The sequence below is a fragment of the Geobacillus sp. DSP4a genome (genome assembly GCF_013096875.1).
GTDB lineage: Bacteria > Bacillota > Bacilli > Bacillales > Anoxybacillaceae > Geobacillus > Geobacillus thermophilus.
In genome coordinates this window covers 1-20824 of the sequence record NZ_SDLD01000050.1, presented here as the reverse complement: position 1 = coordinate 20824, position 20824 = coordinate 1, and the positions used below count along the sequence as shown (strand labels likewise).

10 protein-coding genes and 3 pseudogenes are annotated in these 20824 nt (G+C 41.7%); 1 reads left to right on the top strand and 12 read right to left on the bottom strand.

All coding sequences use genetic code 11. The annotated features are described in order from the left end of the window. Positions 1-354: 354 nt before the first annotated feature. From ETC02_RS14440 to ETC02_RS14425, 4 genes and pseudogenes are all read right to left on the bottom strand, one after another. Positions 355-1062 (bottom strand): annotated as a pseudogene (locus ETC02_RS14440) (site-specific DNA-methyltransferase); the annotation flags it as partial. Further along, positions 1013-1837, bottom strand: coding sequence for a DUF4391 domain-containing protein (locus ETC02_RS14435; RefSeq protein ID WP_171698370.1), 825 nt, complete (start codon positions 1835-1837; stop codon positions 1013-1015). The pseudogene ETC02_RS14440 and the gene ETC02_RS14435, both read right to left, overlap by 50 nt. A gap of 5 nt (positions 1838-1842) precedes the next feature. Further along, positions 1843-5088 carry a helicase-related protein gene (locus ETC02_RS14430; RefSeq protein ID WP_171698369.1) on the bottom strand — a complete coding sequence of 1082 codons (3246 nt, stop codon included), beginning with the start codon at positions 5086-5088 and terminating at the stop codon, positions 1843-1845. A 441-nt stretch (positions 5089-5529) separates the two neighbouring features. After that, positions 5530-5823, bottom strand: a complete 294-nt coding sequence (locus ETC02_RS14425) for a helix-turn-helix domain-containing protein (RefSeq protein WP_021321279.1) — start codon at positions 5821-5823, stop codon at positions 5530-5532. A 549-nt stretch (positions 5824-6372) separates the two neighbouring features. Between ETC02_RS14425 and ETC02_RS14420 the strand changes: the two genes are divergently transcribed. Continuing rightward, on the top strand, positions 6373-7428 hold the full coding sequence (locus ETC02_RS14420) for an RNA-guided endonuclease TnpB family protein (RefSeq protein WP_015375302.1): 1056 nt from the start codon (positions 6373-6375) through the stop codon (positions 7426-7428). A gap of 321 nt (positions 7429-7749) precedes the next feature. Here the strand turns inward: ETC02_RS14420 and ETC02_RS18615 are convergent. The 8 genes and pseudogenes from ETC02_RS18615 to ETC02_RS14385 form a co-directional block, all read right to left on the bottom strand. Next, positions 7750-7984 (bottom strand): annotated as a pseudogene (locus ETC02_RS18615) (IS701 family transposase); the annotation flags it as partial. Between the two features lie 389 nt (positions 7985-8373). Beyond that, the gene (locus ETC02_RS14415) at positions 8374-8709 is read right to left on the bottom strand and encodes a hypothetical protein (protein ID WP_044744776.1); all 336 of its coding nucleotides are present in this window, start codon (positions 8707-8709) and stop codon (positions 8374-8376) included. A 230-nt stretch (positions 8710-8939) separates the two neighbouring features. Then, positions 8940-10107: pseudogene (locus ETC02_RS14410) on the bottom strand (ISL3 family transposase). A gap of 182 nt (positions 10108-10289) precedes the next feature. Next, a complete protein-coding gene (locus ETC02_RS14405; protein ID WP_063211927.1) occupies positions 10290-13493 on the bottom strand; it encodes a DEAD/DEAH box helicase in 3204 nt (1067 codons plus the stop codon). 19 nt (positions 13494-13512) lie between these two features. Beyond that, positions 13513-14229: a hypothetical protein gene (locus ETC02_RS14400; RefSeq protein ID WP_047818205.1), complete on the bottom strand. Its 717-nt coding sequence runs from the start codon at positions 14227-14229 to the stop codon at positions 13513-13515. A gap of 11 nt (positions 14230-14240) precedes the next feature. Then, entirely contained in the window at positions 14241-16184 is a 1944-nt protein-coding gene (pglZ, locus tag ETC02_RS14395) for a BREX-3 system phosphatase PglZ (protein WP_171698368.1), read from the bottom strand. A 96-nt stretch (positions 16185-16280) separates the two neighbouring features. After that, positions 16281-19115, bottom strand: a complete 2835-nt coding sequence (locus ETC02_RS14390) for a DNA methyltransferase (protein WP_216367844.1) — start codon at positions 19113-19115, stop codon at positions 16281-16283. 15 nt (positions 19116-19130) lie between these two features. Then, positions 19131-20618, bottom strand: a complete 1488-nt coding sequence (locus ETC02_RS14385; RefSeq protein ID WP_216367843.1) for a DUF6079 domain-containing protein — start codon at positions 20616-20618, stop codon at positions 19131-19133. Positions 20619-20824: the final 206 nt, after the last annotated feature.

Genomic DNA, 20824 nt, shown 5'->3' with positions numbered 1-20824 from the left:
GAGGATTTATCTCGTTTTCAAACATGAAAGTGGTGCAGGGAATCATCAAAAAAAGGGATGTATGGATCATATATCCATAGAACTAACACCAAAATCAAAGTTGATTTCCAACCATCACGGATTCAGGTTAGATATAACCAAACCATTTTTAACTATAAAAGGTTCCAAAAAATTTATGGAAGTGCTCCCCTCTCCATATATTCCAGCTTCATAAGTTCCATCTTGTAATGTAGTTTGTACTGAATTAGCGGGAAAAACTAGCACCTTATGACTATTTGTCCTCTTCACTAATGGTTGCCATTTATCAGAATATGCATTTTCTCCAAATAATTCAATGTTTACATCTTTCTTCTTATAAGCAATTACATACTCAGTTATGTTACGGATAGTCTGAGACAAATGACTACCTTTCTTTTTTTTCACCCAAGTAAATTGGGCAATAAGATTATTTTCTCCAAATATCTCATCACAAACTTTTCTTAAGTTGGCAACCTCATTATCATCAATACTTATAAAAATAACCCCATCCTCCCGCAACAAATTCCTCGCCAACTTCAACCGCGGGTACATCATATTCAACCAATCGGTATGGTAGCGCCCGTTTGTCTCCGTATTTGCCTTAGTCGTTTGCTGCGTGATTTCTTTATAATTTTTGATATTGTCGCGAAAATCGTCCTTGTACACGAAGTCTTTCCCCGTGTTGTACGGTGGGTCGATGTAGATCATTTTGATTTTGCCAAAATACGATTTTTGCAGCAATTTCAGCACTTCCAAGTTGTCGCCTTCGATATACAAGTTTTCCGTTGTCTCCCAATTTTTGCTTGATGCTTTGTCCGGTCTTAGTGTGCCGGTCGATGGCGTTTGCGCAAGTTTCATCGCCTGTGTTTTGCCGTGCCAGGTGAATTCATATTTTTCATTGCGCGTTTCAATCTCTTCGCCGAGAACAAGCTTCAGTTTGTCAAAATCGATTTTTCCCTCCGTTACAACTTCTGGGAATAGCTGTTTTAACGCTTCAATGTTCGTTTTGATGAGATCCAGTGATCTTCCGTCCAGTTTTTCCATCGTGCTGCTCCTTTCCGTGCAATTGTTGCTTCCATTGTTCGATTTGCTTCGTTAGCTGTTGAATTTTCATATGGTATTCGACTTTTCGATTAAACTGCGTTTCTTTTTTGATTTCGTTTTTCCATTTTGCGATTTCGACTTCCGCCTGTTCGATTTGCGCGACGAGCTGTTTTGATTGTTCATCAGCGGCGATGTAAAAGGCGCCGATCGCTTTGGCGTGCTGGAACGCCTGCACCGCCAGATGGATGTCTTGATAAAACCGAAAAAAGTTGGCGAACGAAAGCCTCGTCATATGGACGGCGCGAAGAAACTGCTTGACTGTCTCGTCATCATGATCGGGAGAAAACCACGGCGTATACGCCCATTCTTCGGCCACGGTTTTGGTCCGGTCGTTTTTGTTCAGCCGCTTGCGGCATGTCCCCATTCGAACGTTTCCTTCTTTTTCAAACACGATAACGGTTGGGTTGGGCACTGTTTTTTGGATGATCTCCCCGATCACGGAAACGTGCGCATCCTTCGATTCCGGGCGCAGCCGAACGGTGATAAACATAACCCCTTCGTAATGGTAGTCGTCGTTGACGAACGGCTGAATGTTGATGACGCCCGGAGACAACAAATACGTCAGCTCGATCCGCTCGACGTCTTTCGTCATATAGTCCTTTTCTTTTTTCGTCAAATCCGCATAGTCGTAAAACATTTTTTTATCGAGCTTTTTATGCAACGGGCGGACGCGCTCGTCCAGTCCTATTGTAGCATAAAATGCGGATGCGGCCATGATCCTCACCCTTTAATGATCAAATACGAAACGATCTCAAAATCTTGCAAGCTCGTGTTGGCGTTCGTCACGAAGGCGTCCAAGTTCCCTAGGCTGAAGATGTTGAGCATCAATTGCTGATCCATCTTGCCGACGATCTCTTCCACCGCTTTTTCCAGCAGCGCCTTGTATTGCCCCATGTCTTTTCCGTTTTTCGTCTCTTGGTAAAACGCCTTGTACAAGCCCCATTCGACGTCTTTTTTGCCGTTGCAAAGCGAGCGATACAGGTCCAACATTTTCTTGACATGCCCAGGATGGTACAACACCGTGCCGTCTTTGCGGACATACACCAAATAATAGGGATGAAGCGCGTTTTGTTCATGCGCAGATGCCATCGGCGCCGTTTGTTTTAGGCAGAAAATGACGCCTGGCTGAATTTCGTCTTTCAGTTTTTCATTTTGATTGGCGGTAATGCTGAACAGTCCAAACGGCGCCCGCTCGAGCTCTTCTTTATGTTCCTTCATGAAATTCAACAAATCCATCCGGAAGTCGTCGAGAGTAAAATCCGTCAGCGAGATATTTCCGGAAATATCCTCTAAATCAATGACCTCATTTTGCAATTTTTCCAGTTGCTTGCGGCGGTATTCCAAGTCGTTCATTTCATTGCTGTTGTCGGCAATGACGTTTTCTTCCCCGGTCGATGAAATATCCAGGATCGTCATTCGGCCTTTGACCCGATTGACGAGCTGAATGTATTCGTCAAGCTCGATTGATGGCCAGAAGTTTACGAGCTGGATCTGATTGTTTTTGCTGCCGATCCGGTCGATGCGGCCGAACCGCTGGATGATGCGGACCGGATTCCAATGGATGTCATAGTTGACGAGATAATCGCAGTCTTGCAAGTTCTGTCCTTCGGAAATACAGTCGGTGGCAATGAGAATGTCGATTTCGTCTTTCATTTCCGGCATCACTTTATCCCGCTCTTTCGAGACGGGCGAAAAGTTCATCAACACATGATTGAAATCGACTTTCTTCATCTTCAATGTCGTTTTCGGCCGATCGGCGCCCGTCACGACCGCGCAGTGCAAGCCAAATTGGTTTCGCACCCATTGATGCAAATTCTCGTATAAGTAGTTTGCCGTATCGGCAAAAGCTGTGAAAATGAGCAGCTTTTTGTTCTGATCGTTAATCGGGTGCTTGATTTTCTGTTCAATCAATCGTTTCAACGCCAACAGCTTCTGATCGCGATCCGGCGTTACGTTCCGCGCTTGGTGAAGCAGCCTCAGCAAAATCTCCCGGTCGTATAGCAAATCTTGTTTCCAACGGATCAAATCCATGTCTTTCAAAAAGATTTTGACTTTCGAGCCAATCAACGCCTCTTCCAATTCCGGATCTTCCGCATCGATCTCGTCCATCTCGCCAATTGTCCCAGAACTTCCATCGCAACGGTCGATTTTCTTGAGATGTTCGTCGATTTGTTGGATGATGTTTTGCAATGTCAAAGAAAACGAATGAACGCTGCTCTCCAACCGCTTCAGCAAATTCGACTTCATTAAATAAACAAGGTTGTGCTCGCGGTCGGTTTGCTTAAACACTCGGCCGTTTGCGACCTTTGTGTCGTATTTTTCGCTATAGTCCGCTCTTTTGTGCGGCAGCACGTATTGCATCGGCGAATAGACCGCCATGCGAAGCCGCAAAATGTCGTTGTTGATTTTCTCAAGCGGCGGAAACTCATCTTTGCTGTCGATTTTTTCTTTCAGATTGATCGGCTTTAGACGCGTCGGAAACGGCCCGATAGCGTCCACGTTGTAATATTTTTCAATATGGCGGCGCGAACGGGCGATTGTTAATGAGTCAAGCAAGGTGAAATAATCCCAGTTTAGCATATCTAACAACCGCTCAGTGGTCCGCTCTTCTTCAGGAAGATTGCTCCATTTTTTGAACTGCGACTGCGCGCGGCGGATCGTTTGACTGATGCTTTTGATGTTCGCCGTTTCCGCTAGCGCTTTGTCATTTCCTTCCGTAATGAAAGCTATCTGGTTTTTTAAGTCATCGAGCTTGTTATTGACAGGGGTGGCAGAAAGCATTAACACTTTCGTTTTCACTCCCGCTTTAATAATGTCGTTCATCAAGCGGGAATATCTCGTCACCCGATCGTTGCGCGGATCATTATTGCGAAAGTTGTGTGATTCATCGATGACAACTAGGTCATAATTTCCCCAGTTCACATGCTCCAAATTAATATCGCCGCTATATCCGCGCTCACGCGATAAATCGGTATGGTTGAGCAAGTCATACGAAAAGCGGTCTTCCGCCAAAATGTTGCGCTTATCGTTTAAACGGTAAATAGTCCAGTTTTCTCTTAATTTTTTTGGCGCCAACACAAGAACGCGGTGATTGCGCAGTTCATAATATTTAATCACCGCCAACGCTTCGAACGTTTTTCCGAGCCCAACACTGTCGGCGATAATGCATCCTCCATACGTTTCGATTTTATTGATGGCGCCAATTACCCCATCGCGCTGAAAATCGTAAAGTTTGTTCCAAATGACCGTATTTTCAAATCCCGTTCTTGTTTGTAGCGATTCGTAGTTTTTCGCATCTTGCAAGAAGCCTTTAAATAGATTGTAGAGCGTCACAAAGTAAATGAACTCTGGCGAATTTTCTTTATACATCACTTCTAAGCGCCGCAATATTTCGTCTTTCACATCTTGCAGCGCCTGTTCATCTTGCCAAATGGCGTCAAACTGACGAAGCAGTTGGGTATTTGAATGCTCATCGTCGACAATATGGTTAATATAAATATTGGAAGAGTTGCTGTAGCCTAGACCTGGGCTGGAAAACGGCGCCCCGCCGATCAAGCCGATTTGTGACCCGTCCTCATTTCGCACATGATATATGCTGCCTTGAATGCGCTGATTGACGACCGATTTCACCCTTGCTTTCTGTTTCAGCCATTTCGCCAGTTCCCTTGCTATGTATGCTTGGTTAAGTTCGATTTTGTATTTTCGTTCTTCTTCTACTCCATACAGCGCCGCTTCGTTTTTCTTCATCCATTCATTGAATGAACGATCACCGCGCACAAAGGCAGGCTCTGTGAAAATAAAACGGAATTCATCGATTTGCGCCAGTTCTTTTTTCAACTCTGCAAACGCATATAACGTAAAATGCACCGCCGCAATCGATAGTTTGCTGCCTTTTGTGATATGCGCTTTCAACGCATCGCCGACTAGGCCGTTTTGTCTGTTGTCAATCATCCCTTTTGTCTTCATGCACGAATGGCTCCTTGTTTCTTTTCTTTATGGTTTTATTTTACGAAAACAACTGGTAGGATGTTGTTGAAATTTGTCGAAACTATAGATTGATTATCATAGACACAGCTTAAGAACGAGGGCTCTGTTTCGATCTAGGAACGAATTGATCGAACTCGACGTCAAGGCGCAAGACATCCAGCCTCTCCATCAACGATGGGCGCAAAAAATCCTCCCGATTTTCGTCGGGAGGGTGCAAAAAGTGAGTGATTAAGCTTTTCCGGCTCTTCACCACAAGTTGTACTTGATCATTTACGGCAAGATAGGTGCGCATTGGGAAAATAGAGGATACAAAAAATGCGAATTTTCCCGTATGGTAAAGGAGACCGAGCCAAATCATCGGAGGAAAATTCACATGTACTCTCAGTTGATCAAAGAACTCATCGATTTACCTATTATGCGCTAAACTTGAACATTTAGGTTATGATCCTGTCTGCTTGTACCATCAATGATGAAAGGAGTATTCAATGCCTGCGAAATTTTAAAAAGCGTCTCTACCCTAGGACTTGTAAGTCCCGCTTCAATTCTCCCAATCGTGGATTTTGGAACTCCAATGCGATCTGCCAGTTCCTGTTGAGACATATTCAGCTGCTTTCGTCTTGTTTTAATCTGTGCAGCTATCGTTCCTTCCAATCGAAGTTTTTGAACATGTTGCTCGCCTCGAATGGCTGCATATTTCTTAAAAAAATCACTCATTGTTTTTCCCTCCCAGTCCATTAATAAAGGCAAGGGTCGAAAGCGCAATAACGTTCATATGCTGATTCAGCCGGCACAATATCCTCTCGTCTTATCGCTCTGTTATACTGCTTGTCAAAATAATGAAGCAATATGACTTTTGAAAAATTGTGAATCGCAAATATAATTCTGTGATTTCCAGTTCTTCCACCTCTTATACCCCATCTGTAAAAATGATCATAACGAGTATTCATGCGAAGATGTTTCAACGACGGAGGGATGATATCATCCGGAAAGCTGTTGTCCTCTGGATCAGAAGGATATGGATGATGTTGAATAATCGTAAGTTGCCTGGCATATACATCAGCAACATGACACCATATCCCCGGACGACCTTTTTGTCTAAGTTCTTGCTCGGCTTTACTCAGTAGATGATTTTCAAATTCCTTTACAGACCTGCGAGCGAGAAAGCCCATTCCTTGAGGGGTGGAATGAAAGTGAGCCGTTTTCTGAATATTGAATGATTCTGAAAAAAATGGTATCCTGAAATTGCCACAAGGAGGTGAATCCATGCCCACGATCACACTAAGGCTGGAACTGCACAAGCCGACGAAAACCAAACAAGACATGTATGAACGGATGACAAAAGTGAATACCGCGTTTGCGAATTGGCTGTTGAATCATCCCGAGCTGAATCAAGCAACGAGCAAACTATTTAAAGAGTTTTCGTCGCAGCGGTTTCCTTCCGCCGTCGTCAATCAGACGATTCGAGAAGTGAAGTCCCAAAAGAAAAACCAGAAAACACATAATTTTCAAACATTATGGTGTTGCTTTAACAATCAAAACGTAAAGGTGGAAAAGAAAGGAGCGTTCTACACGGTTTCCTTCCCCACACTGGAGAAGCGAATTGGCGTGCCAGTGGTTGCGCGCCCCTACCAAGAAGCGTGGCTGAATCGGCTGCTGGACGGAACCGTCAAACAAGGGGCCGCCAAGCTCTACAAAAAGAGAAAGAAATGGTACTTGGCTGTTGCGGTCACATTTGAAGTGGAACCGCGACACGAAACAAAGGTGATGGGAGTTGATTTAGGGCTTCGCTATATCGCCGTGGCCAGCGTGGGAACGAAATCGTGGTTTTTCAAAGGGAACCAATGCGCCTTTGTGCGCCGACGCTATGCGGCTTTGCGGCGAACGTTGGGCAAAGCCAAGAAGCTCCAGATGATTCGCAAAATCGGCCGCAAAGAGTCCCGCTGGATGAAGGATCAAAATCACAAAATCAGCCGTCAAATCGTGAATGTTGCGCTCGCCAACGGTGTTGGCGTGATTCGGATGGAAGATTTGACAGGCATTCGGAAACGGGCAACATCGGCTAAAGAAGCAGGACGAAGCCTTCATTCTTGGGCATTTCACCAACTGCAAACGATGATTGCCTATAAGGCCGAAATGGCAGGCATTCGGGTGGAGTGGGTGAATCCAACTTATACGAGCCAAACGTGTAAATGTGGACATCGAGAGAAAGCGAACCGAAACGGCATCTGCTTCCGATGCCAAAGGTGTGGATACACTCTCCACGCCGACTTGAATGGCGCCATCAACATCGCCAAAGCGATTTCGGGCTTCGCCTCCTAACCTAGCGCACTGGTCACAGGTGCGCCGCCCATCGGGGTACACTCTAACCCGATGGGACGGGGTGATGACACACCCCTAAACTTGGGCGTGGTCCGAACCAGAAATGGATGAGGACGTGAGCGACCCAAGAATCCCACGCCCTTTAGGCGTGTGGAGTGTCAAATTTCCTGTGTATATTACCTCAAACAATATCCTCTATCCTTTACCAATTATTATACACAATGATAGCATTTATGCTACTTACCTGCAATCATTTATAACTGTAGATAAGCCTTTTTCATTAAAGTAATTTCTATTGTTAGAAAGACAAGCAGGACCCCCTTATACGATACGGAGCTGTTTTTTGATCACACCAACGGGAATATCGCGGCGTCATCAATGAACTCGACGACGCTGCGGCCTTTCTGCGATCGAAGCTGTTCCCGTTCGGCGAAAAGAGGGTTGTTGAGATTCGGCGATGCTGTACATACAGTCGGGAAGCACCGCCGCCCCATACCGTTTCATCCCCCCGAATGTGGCGAACGCGGTATTCATCCATCTTCGGCCGGTCTTTCGCCGGTCAAGACATCGACGATATGAACGAGAGGCTTGATGACCGGTTTGGACAGCAGCGACGGCAACCCTAACGTGAAGATGTCAATTCCTAGGTGATGTGCTCAACGATTTATGAGACATGAACGCCCTTGTGCGAATAGGTTTTGAGCACATCTATATTTACCCAAGGAATCCGGTTCATGTCTCCTTTTTGTTTGGTTGTCATTTTATGTTGGTGAATTGGCTCATCTACAGTCGCTAAAACATTCCAGAAAAACATGCCAAAATTGTTTTCGATCAGCCGCTCGATGAACTGCTCGACGAGGCGGGTGGCGTTCGACAAAAACGGCATCGACGATGAGCGCAAAAAATCCTCCCGATTTTCGTCGGGAGGGTGCAAAAAGTGAGTGATTAAGCTTTTCCTTGCATCCTACAAAATTTAGTAAATAGTCGCCTCCCTGCATAATACCCCATTGCCCCAATATAAATGGGAATCATAAAGACAAAAGACGGATAAAAAGGAAGCGACGTAACCATTGCAATTCCTAAAACAACTGTCCAACCCCACTTCACTCCCCATCTTCTCTCAAAATAAGAAACAAACACTTCTGTCACTGCGCATATAAGAAAAATAGCCAATGCCGCAAACGGTAAAATGGCAATGACAAAGGCAAAATCACTAAACAAAGAGAGAGAAAACGTGAACATGACAAACGCCCACAAAACCTCTACAAAAAATTTTTTCACTCATACTATCCCCTTATTAAAATATAAAATTGCAATCTTGCTTTACATGGCATTGTTTGCCCTTCTTGTCAACGCGCCCGCTTGTCAGGTGATAAAAACGGGGCATCAATATCGAAAATTCTTTATTTAAAGTCTTTAAACTCACTCTGTGAAACAATCATTATTGGCTCACCATCACGGTAAACTGTATAATTTTGATTCATCACCAAAAGATGCACTTGATTTTTACGTTAAAATGTGATAGAGATCTCTAGACGGACACGCAAAGTAAAACGCTGGATATTTCGATACCCATATCCTCGCCTTTTGATCAATTTGATTTTGTTGTTGATTCCTTCCATTGGACCATTTGAGTAAGAAAAAACGATGCAAGAAAGCACTGCGTCTCTTCGGGTGATGAGTGCCTTGGCAATCCTGCGTACGGCGGCACAGTCGCTAAAAAGGTACCGGTCAAACCATTGGGTCAAACGAGTTTCGGCTTGCTTTCTTGTTTGGCTTTTGGATACGTAACGGAAATGTTGAAGTGCTTGATAGACATCACGTAAATAAGCACTTTCTTGGCACCATTGTCGAACTTCCTGTCTCTCTTCTTCTGTTAATTTTTCTGGACGTTGGCTTAACAATCGGCACACGCGGCGAACGCTTCCATGTTTGGTTCCGCCTTTGGCAAGGTATTTGCGACAACGTTCCAGTGCATCGGTGAAACTGAATCACATGGAAGTGGTCAAGAACATGGATGGCTTCTGGACATACCTTTTCAATGGCTTTTCTCATGGCAGGAGCCAAGTCGCTGACAACATACTTCACTTTGGAGGCGACGGGTTGAAGCGCCTCCACAATGGCTTCTTCATTTTTTCCAGAAGCAATGGAAAGGACATTCCGAGTCTGTGTGTCCATCACCGCTACTCCGTAATCATGTCCCTTTCGGAAAGCGAATTCATCCACACATACTACTGTAGGATTCGATGTTGGTAAAAGAGCCGGGGCATATTGATAAAACCAGCGTTCTACTGTCGTATAGGCGAGTTGTAACAAGCGAGCGACTTCTTGAATCGTTTTTCCGATGCATAACTGGGCGACCCAATGTTGAAACGATTCCGTCGCGATCCTGTGAGACGGAAGTCCCGGATAAGAAACGGTGAACGTCAGAAAACAGGCTTGACAACGCCGTCTTTCTATGGGAAGTTCAATCCAAAATAAACCGACCGTACTTGGATAGCCATGAATCCATTGTTTTCGTTTCGATGATATTTTGGTTGTCCGTCCGAAGCAAGTCGGGCAGATCGGACAATGAGGAGGGAGGGAAAGTTCAAAAATCCATCGTTCTCCCTCTTTTCGTTCTCCATGAATAAGAAAGCCTGGTAAAGTGATCAAATCTTTGATAAACTGAGATTGCATGCGAAATTTCCTCCATGGTTGATGGTTTGGTCACCTTTACCATACAGGAAATTTCGCATTTTTTGTACCCTTGATCAGAAAACAACCTGATTGTCAAGTACATTTTGTGGCAAAGAGCCTAGTTATTGGTAAAATTTCCTTTTTATCCAATATATCTTCTCCTTCCTTTCGAAATGTTCCTTTTAGACGAGTTTTATTCCAATTCGATCCATCTGTCTTTCTTCAACAATTTGACCATCTTGAACAACATAAATGTATACGTTGGACAAAATGTCCGATAAATCTTCCAGATGCTGTTCAGATGGCATATAGTTACGGTCATTCGTTAAAATAATATAGCGCTCTTCTCCATTAAACCGTTCGCTATAAAAATCTACCAATCCAAGGCAATCAAACATTTTAACGTTCATCCTACCATTTGCCTTTTCATACGTTTCTACCATTTCTTTATAATCTATCGCCATGACTCTCGTACTGCGTCCCGATGGGACAAGCTGTAAGGAAAGCATTTTTTTCGGCGGTTTCATACTAATGTTTTTTTGGCGCTGGATGAGGGTTAAACGCTCTTCCTTCTTCATCTCTAAGTCAATAATGCGGGCATTCATTTGGTTAATCAGAGCACTATTGCGGTTATCGATATTTTCCTTTTGATATTGATCTATTTTTTCCAACAGATCTTGGTACTGCTGATGAAATGATTTTTCCAAAAACGCCAGTATTTTATCCAGCTGTTTCTGGCGCTTCGCTTGTATTTGATCGCGAATGAAGGAAGAATGCTTAATGACATGGACGGTATGATCATTGGATGTATAATCATTTAATACTAGAACTTGATCAGAAAAACTACCTGCAAATAGCCAATACGGATGTAGAACCACAATTTCGCCATTTTCCCGCTTTGCTAGATGGATAAAATGATTTTCTAACTCTTTTCCAGTTCCATCTACAATGCGAACCTGATGTACTTCTACCATCAACGGTTCAGGGACATCATAGGTAACTAAATATCTTTCCCAATCATGTTTTTCTATTTCCTTTTTCATTAAATCCATGCTTAATCGAAAAATTGGATGGTCACCCGTTAACAACGCCACTTCCTCTGTTTCATATTCACGAAAACCAGTAAAACGAAAACTTTCCCCTTGGTACTGGGACAATTCAGGAAGATGATCACGAATAAATTTCGGCAATCGCTCCACTCGTTTTACTTTTCCATCATTTGATTCATAAACACGTACTTTTTTCCTTTTTAAAATGTATGTTGCCAAATCGGCATATGCACGTACAGGCACGCGTTTTACCATTAAATCATTTTGTTCCTGTTTTAACACGGATAAATCAATTGGATCCTCAGCCAATCGCTCTTCTTGCATCAATTGCAGCAATTTTCGATGTTCTTCCGACAATACTTTCTCCATATTCGCAATCACTTCATCTAAACGTTCGCGATTTAAAATCGCTTCCTGCATTAAATTAGCCAAGCTTTCAAATTTTTCTTCAATCACTTCGCCGATAAAGTTGTAAACTAAGTCCGCTCCTAAGTCTTCTTTCATCCGCTCCATTTTTTCCAACAAGCGGGTCATGACAGTGCCTTCACGAGTATTTTGGGCGACTAGGTTGAATACAAATACTTCGTTTTTCTGCCCAACCCGATGAATACGCCCCATCCGCTGCTCTAATTTATTTGGGTTCCATGGTATATCATAGTTGATCATTTGATTGCAAAATTGTAAATTAATCGATTCGCCGCCCGCATCTGTTGCTAGCATAATCGAACATTCATTTCGAAACAGCTCTACTTGTCTTCGGCGTTCTTCGATCGAAAAGCTCCCGACTATTTTCGCTACTCTCGGCACACGTTCAAGCAGTTTCTTCTCTAAATAATTCAATGTATCCGCATACTCCGTAAAAATGAGAATTTTTTCGTTTCGCTGAAGCAGACCGTTTGTACCAAACAATGTTTTTTCTAATTCTTGATACTTTTTCTCCACCGCATACAGACGCAAATTTTCCGCTTGTTCGATTAATTTCTTTAATACGATGATTTCTTTTTTTAATTCCACTGGATCAATCGAGTCCACTGCCTGCACTATCTGTTTTTCCAATTGCTCCTGCTGTTCGCTGTCTTCTTCTAAATAGTCATCCCACTCTATTTGATTTATTTTGTTTACATACTTCCGTCTTTCTTGCTCTGTCTGTTTGTATAAATGAACTAATCGTTTATATCTTCTCTTTAAAGATAATAAAATGGCTTCCAGCGAAGAGCTTAACCGGCGTTGAAGCAGCATCATGGCGAACGCTGTGCTATGGCTTCCGTTTCGAATCGCACGGTTAAAATGTTCCCTTACATAATCTGTAACTGCGTTGTATAAAGCTAGTTCCTCTTCGGTCAATGTATATTGAATCGTTTTTGTCGTCCGCTTCGGAAACAGCGGTGTTCCATCAAAATTTTTCATGCTTTCTTTTAAACGGCGAATCATAAACGGGTTGGTTTTTTCACGCAAGCTTTCATTTCCTTTTATGTTTGCGAAAACATCCTCATCAATTAACCTCATTAAATGGCGAAAATTCTCCATATCGCCTTTATGCGGAGTAGCAGTAAGCAATAAACAATGCGGCGCTTTCCGTAAAATCGATTCGCCCAATTGATACAGCTTCGTTCTTGTTGTCCGTTTTTTTACTGTTCCTTGGGTATACGCTGCCATTTTATGGGCTTCATCGACGATAATTAAATCGAAATCGGCCTCTTGAATAAGCGGCTTCACATCCTCCCGCGCCGCCCAATACATCGATGCTAAACATTGACGGTGATCGACAAACGGATTTTTCCCGCTGTACTCTTTAACTACATGGCGGTTCATAATCGAGAAATGTTCGTGAAACTTCTCCATCATTTCTTCCTGCCATTGCTTAACGACTAAAGGGGGAGTCAAAATAAGAATGCGCTCGATGCTGTGTCTCGCCTTTAATTCTTTTATCAGCATCCCTGCCATAATCGTTTTTCCCGCACCAGGATCATCCGCCAATAAAAAGCGGATTTGCGGAACTTGAAGCATTCTTCCATACACCGCCTCAATTTGATGCGGCAATGGGAGAAGTTTCTTGTTCCCTAATGCCCGTGTGCGAGAATACATCATCTCATGGCGGAACATCAAATATTGTAAATACCGCTGAATGTCCTCTCCTTGTACAGGCTGCTGGCTTGCATCTTCCTTTAATCTTTTCAACTCCGCTATTTTTTCCTTTTCCAGCATTAATTCATAAAACTGATGCGTTTCCCGCCCAATTGCTTCAATAATATAGAAATCCTCCAATAGTTCGCAACGTTTTACTTCGACGTTTTCAGGAAAATACGGACCATAAACGACCTCACCAGCATGAAACATCTTCATTACCCCCACGCCATCACGATTCACATAATTCGACAATCAATTGATCTATACCTTGGCGGTGCACGCTAAACTGGTGCGCATTCCGCAATGACTCTGTACTGACCGTAAACGAAAACGGAAAAAATAAAGGATGATGATAAAGAAAATCTACAGGGATCGCAGTCACATTCATTGCCCGCAAAATGACTTCCGTAATAAATGGATGAAGTTCCCTTGAGGTAATGGCGACCTTCGGCAGCGGCGTATACACCCGGCTTTTTAACCACCCAACCGCTTCCCATGTTTTTATGCTCGTTAATACCGCGCTCGTTGCCACTTCGACACGTCTTCGGTCTCCATACAACTCCTTCATCTTTCTTCCGATGACAGCGCTTGGTATTTCATCCTGCAAACGAAACAGCTTCCCCATTTCATAGACAACATCTTTAAAAAACGGATACGCAAGGATGGTCATTCCCCAATGCAAAAGCAGCCTCTCTTCTTTTGTCAAATGCGGAAATAATTCCAACACGCTGTCACGTAATCGAATCACATTCTCGTCCACTAAATACCATATTTTCATTAACATCGTAATCGCATTTTTCCTAGATTTTGCCCCTTGAATATCGCTTCGCAAAAAGTAATCTAAAGCTTCATACATCTCTTTTCTTGACAATTTCCTTGCTTCATTCGCTGTAAAATCTAAATGATGCAACATGATTTTTTGATCAAATCCTACTGGTTTTACCATGTATGATCCTCCTAATGCGCAATCACTCTGATGAATGGAACGATCACTTCCTCGATGCTAATGCTACCGTGACTGACAATTCGTTCATTTTTATGAACGAAAGCTTGTCCATATGGGGCTAATAAAGCGTAATAATCTTTTGGAAGCCCTGCTCCTTGCCAAGGAATTCCGTTGATTTTTTTCGCTGCATCTTGCCATAAAACAACATCGTCGTAAATGCGGACACGCTCTCCTTTTTGTTCCGCTAATACCCCTTCAGAGATCCTTCCGATTCCGACACTTTCCGTATTTCCATGGTCAGAAGTGATATAAATCGTAAATTTCGCATCATGCAAATCGGCTAATAACTGCGCTAAGTAGTCCGTATGCAGCCATAATTGCAATTCGGACATTAAACTTTTTTCCCCTTGTACAGCTCCATGAATGAATCGGTCAATACTATCAATCACCGCGCCATATATTTTGATACTCGGACGCCGAAATGCTGCGATCTCTTCCTTTTTGTAACGGTCTTTTCCTAATCCTTTTTGATAGGAAACATATTGCTTCAGCACCCCGTTATTTTCCCAAAATGTTTTCCAATAATTCTCTTCCTTGGCCGTTGTATGAATCGATTGTGAAAATACCGATGGAAAATGACCGGAGAAAATAGCCTGACGAGAAACCGATGTCAATGTCGGCACCCACGCAAATACACCATGTTCTTCAAAAGTAAAACCTTTATTTTCTAAATCATGTTTTATTCTCTTCCATTGAACATAGCTCATGCCGTCCATCACAAGCAATGCAATTTTTTCGTTTTGCGCACGTTTTGCAGCGAGAAACTGCACAATATGGTGCACCATTTTCGGCTTCGGGACGGGCGGCAGGCTTGTTAAGGAGCGGTAATTCGTCATCATCCATTGCTCGAACGCCCCGTTTACTTGCTGAAAAAGAGCATACGCTTCTTCTTCATATTCCCGTTTATTTGCCTCTAGAATGGTACATTTATATTCCGCCATCCATTCCATCATATGTAGCCAATCTTTATAACGGCTTGCCGCTGGAATTTGCTCAACTATTTTATCATAAAGGTGACGAAGTTTTTCCTCCATTGAATCCTCTTTCTCTATTTCTATACCAGATTTCATCCATGACGGAAAAGAACGGGTTACGTCTATTTTTGCTTTTCGTATATATCCTTCTGTAAACAAATCATTCATTAGTCTTCTTACATCTGGATTGGAAAAAGGATGGGCTAAATAAAAAGTGCTTTCTTCTAATACGAGATCCTTTTCTATCGCCGACAACTGCTGAACAAATTCCACCCATCGTTTTTCAATATACTGAAAAAAATAACTAGATGACATCAGCAAACGTTTCACTGGCATCTCTTTTAATTCATTTCGTTCCGCTAGCTTTTCGATTAAAAACTCTTGCACTTTTTGCGGCAATTGTTTTTTCTGATAATGGATGGAAAGAAGCATTTTATATAGCTCCACTTCACTGTCAATCAATTCGTAAGGGATTTTATAAACATGTTTCACGATATACTCCAATGTTTCCTTGTCACTGTTAGACCCTTGATACGATTTATGAGCAGCATATAATCCATCAAAGTCGTCTTTATCTAACTGTCGGACCACGGTTGCTGAGAATTTTGGAAACAAGTCACGAATATGCAGTCGTATATGATAACCTTGTTGTAAAAAGTCGTATGGAAAACATGTTTCCTCCGTTTCATTGCTATAAATAAGTAGCCTTAACTCGTCTTGTTCCACTCTTTCACGAAATTGGGTTTCATACAAGTAGCGGGTGAAAATGCTGTCGTGAAAGTGCACTACTTCGTATCCAGTGCTTCTTAATTGTTGAAGAATTTGTTCGTCATTCAATAAGAAATCTGGATCATTTATCAACAGCAGCGAATACGGGATATGAATAAATTTTTCCAGTACTTCCTCACGCCACGTTTTCATGTTATCACCTAAAATTACTAATTTCTATGAATCCATTATACCAGCAGAAATGGGAAAAAGCCTGATTTTTCCGTAAAAACCAGGCTTTTTCCCTTATTACATTCCTAAACGGATTTGCGCATTATCGTAATACATTAACAGTTTATCATCCTCTTGAATAACGTTTTCCGGAAGACGTTCACCGACTTTCACGATCGTTTCGTAATCTTTTTCGCTCCATGCCTTCTTAAATCCTGCGCGGATCGCTTCCGTACGGAACTGTTTCAACTTTTTCTTGCTCTTGCTCAATTCTTCTACATATCCTTCAAACTCCCGCAATAACGCTTTTTCGCGCAATTTCTCTAAATCCGCTTGTTTATTCGGATCCGGCACATACCAGCGGTTCATCGCTTTTTCTTTCAGCTGCGGATCATCGTTTTCCAATCCACGCAAATCTTTATAATTTCGGCGCAGATAGCTGGCGATTTGATCTGGCACTGGTCCGTCGCCTTCGTATTTTAGGAAGTTTTGCTCGAGCAAATCGTCAAGTTCTGGCAGTTTCTCATGTTTGGCAATATGCTGGATTTCTTTCATAAAGTTTGGATGCAAATCTTGGCGCGTTTGCGGTTTCTTTAATAACTGCTGACGTAGCCATTCGATCGCGCTCGTTTCATCCGTGACAAACAAGCTCATTTGCACAAATTCTTTCACTAACGTCCGTTTCTTGTCATATTCCGCAACTTGACTTTCTAAAAATACCATCCCGTCACGCATCGGGAATCGCTGCGCCACTTTTGCCTGAAACTCTGCCGATGAAATCGGAACAGGCAGACCGTTTTGAACATGATACGCCACCATACGGTCGAATAAAATGCGCGGTGTTCGTTCTGCAATAATTTGCGCTTCTCCTTTATGCCCAATAAATACCGGCAACTGCTCTAAATGTTGACGAACAAATGTCCAAGCGGATTCTTCCGTGTTTTGTTGTTGCTTCATTTTTTCCACAGTCTCATGTTTCGGTTTATAAGCTGAAATTACTAAGTCTTGCTTTACTGCTGTAGTTGAAGTTACAGCTTTAAAACTTCCTTGTTTTTTATCTAATACTGAAACATTCGCTATAACAAATCCAGCTTTTTGGATAGCTTCTTGAATAGCATTCCAAACCGATGCTTGAGAGTTGCTGAATTCTACAGTTATCCATCTGTTTGGCTTTAAAACCCTATAATACTGCTTGAAACACTCATGAATCAACTCTTTATAGTCTAATAATGACTTATTTTGAGCTTTATTAACAATAGCTTCCTTTTGATTATTCGTACGAACTTTCAGCCAAGATTCCCATAAGATATTTAACTCAGAATACATTAAATTTGCTCCAAAAGGAGGATCAGTAAATATATAATCAATAGTTTCGTCCTCAATTTGATTTAAGCTTTGTGCAGCTTGAGTTGTTATTAAATTTGTTCTGTTAAAAGCATCGTGATATTCAGTTAGTATTTTTTTCAACCTGCCAATTTTATTCCTCATTAAATAAGTTAAGGAAGGGTCTATGACTTGTGAACCTATATAAAGCGTACCACTTAAATATTGATTCACCTGCGAAAAATGTGTAGGGACATATCTTGCAATTTTAGCCATTCCCAAAATTGCTTGTTCAAAAGTATAAATTATATAATATTTTAACCTCTCCTCAACCTTATCAATTAAATCAAATAATTTAGATAATGTGTACAATGCTCTCCTAGTATAAAATTGGTGCACGTACTCAATTCCATGACTTCTTCTAGGTTGTTCAGTATTTACTCCTTCAGGTAGTTTCACTAATGGTACTCGGTAAGGAATTAAAGTATTCTCAACTCTGTTTATTAAATCAATGTCCTCTTTATCAACCTTTTTTGTAAAGGTTTGTTTTCCAACGTTATAGTTAATTAAATAAGGAACCTGCTTAGCAAAAGTTACTACCTTATTTAAAATTGGATCATACCGATGTTCACTTGCCCTTTCTAAAATTCGTTTATTTAATTTAGCAGAACAATGAGGACAGTCGAATTCACTACGTACTTTTCCAGTTTCAAAATCTAAAGCTACTTCAGTGAATATTATTTCATTAGAACAGTTAGGACACATGAAAACATCACTATAAACAGTATAGTTTATTGTGCCTATAATATAGTTACCATTCTTGTCTATTTGTTTTTGTCCGTTGATACTATGTATTGTTTTAAACATCCAGCCACATTCTTCTTCAACTTCCGAAAGAATACGAAGAGCCGTTTTTTCATATTCTTCAGCATCTGGAATATTTGTATAATTATAGGAAATAAAACTAGCTACTGGTGATATATCATTTAAAATTGCTTTTCGTTCTCCAACTTTTGAAAAAATATTGCCATCCAATAATATTTCACCGTCAGAATTAAACTTAAAATTCATATCTTTTAACGTTTTTTCATGACCACTTAATGCTGCAGAAACACCTGTCATGCCGGTTCCTGAAAAAGCATCAAGAATAATATCACCAGGCTTTGTATAATGAAGTATATACCTGATAATGGCCTTAAATGGTACTTTAGTATGATAGCCGTGTGCCATATACATTGCATCGGTTTTCCCCTCGCTCACATCTGCCGCAAACGGCTCCCGGTGATACTCTTCATTCTCATCTCTACCGTACTTTTCTTTCTTTTCCCGTTCCCATTCTTTAATAAAATCGTTAATCCACGGATTCGGACATGCGGTGTAGTATGGTGGATCGGATAGCGCGATAATATCTTCATCATCCCCAATTGGGAATCCTTCGATTTTCTTTAGTTCCGGCAGTTTTTTGCGCAGTTCGTTCCGGAAGTATTCCCGACGTTCTTCATCATTTTTAAATGTCATGCCTAAGCAGACAACGGGACCGTTGTCTGCTTGTTCATGATCATCAAGAAGCGATAGTTGTTTTTCGTCCAATGTTATTTCCCCCTTCTATTTTTTCACAATAATGCGTACCCGCTCTGGCTGGTTGTTGCCGACAATTGCTTTCATTAACATTTCAAAGTTTTTTCGTGCTTCACTGATCGTTAGCGGATTGCCGTCGCCCATCATTTTGACAAGCTGTTCTACATCAATTTCTTCTTTATGAATTCCTTTCAGCAAATCATTAATGATTTCCAACAAGCCAATGTTAATCGGTAAATCAAATTGCTTTTTATTGATGAATTCTTGGACGAGTTGTCGTTGCTCTTCGCTTAACAATGAAATTCCTTCCTGCACCATCGAATCGTTAAAGTTTGTTAACAGCGTCTCGGTCCAAGTATTCAACAAATCATCCAGCCGTTCCTCTAATTGTTCTAATGAATATCGCTGTACCATCAATTCGTCGTTCGGATTGAACTTGCAATGCGGGCAAATTTGCTGATGCTCCAATTGTTCACGAGTTAACTGATAGCAAGCCTTCAGCGCTTGAATGTTTTTTACCCACTCATCTAATGCCTGACGCGGCAATAAGTCGATTCTTGACGCTAACTCTTTTAATGCCAAATAACGTTTATCATTTAACAGCGCTTTTTTCTTATTTTCTTCCGTCGCATTTAGCCGCGCTTGATGATGTAGCTGCAAATAATGATCAATATATTCTTCTTTCAATTTTTCTAACTCACGAATTTCTTCTATGCAATCACCGTTTTCTTTTAACGCGCTTGCGAGATTAGCTAGCGCGATATCGACATTTTCGGCCCAATTTTTATTTGCTTTCATTATGTGGAGCGCGGTTGATAAGTAATTCACTATTTTCATACATTCATTGATTTTTTGCTCCAACTGCTCCAATTGTTCAACGACCGCTAAGTTTTCTTTTTGCTGCTCGATTTCTAGAACGCCATATTTTAAGTTAGTAAGCTTCGCCCGCGTGTTGTATACTTGAAGGCCTTCTAAAAATGATTTTAGACTCTCTAGCTTCGCGATATATTGTGCACGCTCGTCATTGGAAAATAACGGACCGTCCCAAATTTGAAATTGATGGCGTACATCGTTTATCATTCTTACGGTTTTGTCCAACGCTTGTTTAGCGCCGCTAATTATTTGCCTAATGGCAAAATCAAGCCAATTTTGATCGGTCACATTTCCTTTTGGAACGTCAAACATGTCCACTAATGCATGAATCGCCGCGACCGGAAGACCGCTTGGCTTTTTAATATGGCTAAAATTCGTCAATTTACTTAAAGGAAGTTTAATAAATTCCGCAAAGTTCATTGCTTCGTATGTTTTATTGTCTACCGTTACAACGATTTCCCCCTGCTGGATAAGAGCACCTAGTACAACAACGAGCAGTTCCGGCTCCATGAGAAATTCTTTTGTCAGCCGGATATCTTCCGTTCCTTGCGCTGTATAGACTGTTTCAATGAGTTCATTTTGATTTACTACTTGTCCGTTTCCTTTTTCTTCAAGTTTTTCTATCACCTGAATCCGTGACAAAACATCTTTACAATGGTCGCAAACCGTTGATACGATAAGGGAAAACGACGTTGACGACTCTTCATCAAGTAGGTGAATGTGATGAAAGATTTCCCGATTCGGTTTGTATTGACAGATGAAGCGATTACCCCAAGTGCTGGGCTTGCTCTCGTTGGCTACTTACTCCATCGAACGAAACTGGATAAACGGGTAAACGCACTTCGGCT

Bases quoted from the DNA above. Each gene is read 5' to 3' on its own strand.
- ETC02_RS14420 (WP_015375302.1), top strand. From the start codon at position 6,373: ATGCCCACGATCACACTAAGGCTGGAACTGCACAAGCCGACGAAAACC.
- ETC02_RS14400 (WP_047818205.1), bottom strand. From the start codon at position 14,229: ATGGTAAAACCAGTAGGATTTGATCAAAAAATCATGTTGCATCATTTA.
- ETC02_RS14430 (WP_171698369.1), bottom strand. From the start codon at position 5,088: ATGAAGACAAAAGGGATGATTGACAACAGACAAAACGGCCTAGTCGGC.
- pglZ (WP_171698368.1), bottom strand. From the start codon at position 16,184: ATGAAAACGTGGCGTGAGGAAGTACTGGAAAAATTTATTCATATCCCG.
- ETC02_RS14405 (WP_063211927.1), bottom strand. From the start codon at position 13,493: ATGTTTCATGCTGGTGAGGTCGTTTATGGTCCGTATTTTCCTGAAAAC.
- ETC02_RS14435 (WP_171698370.1), bottom strand. From the start codon at position 1,837: ATGGCCGCATCCGCATTTTATGCTACAATAGGACTGGACGAGCGCGTC.
- ETC02_RS14425 (WP_021321279.1), bottom strand. From the start codon at position 5,823: ATGAGTGATTTTTTTAAGAAATATGCAGCCATTCGAGGCGAGCAACAT.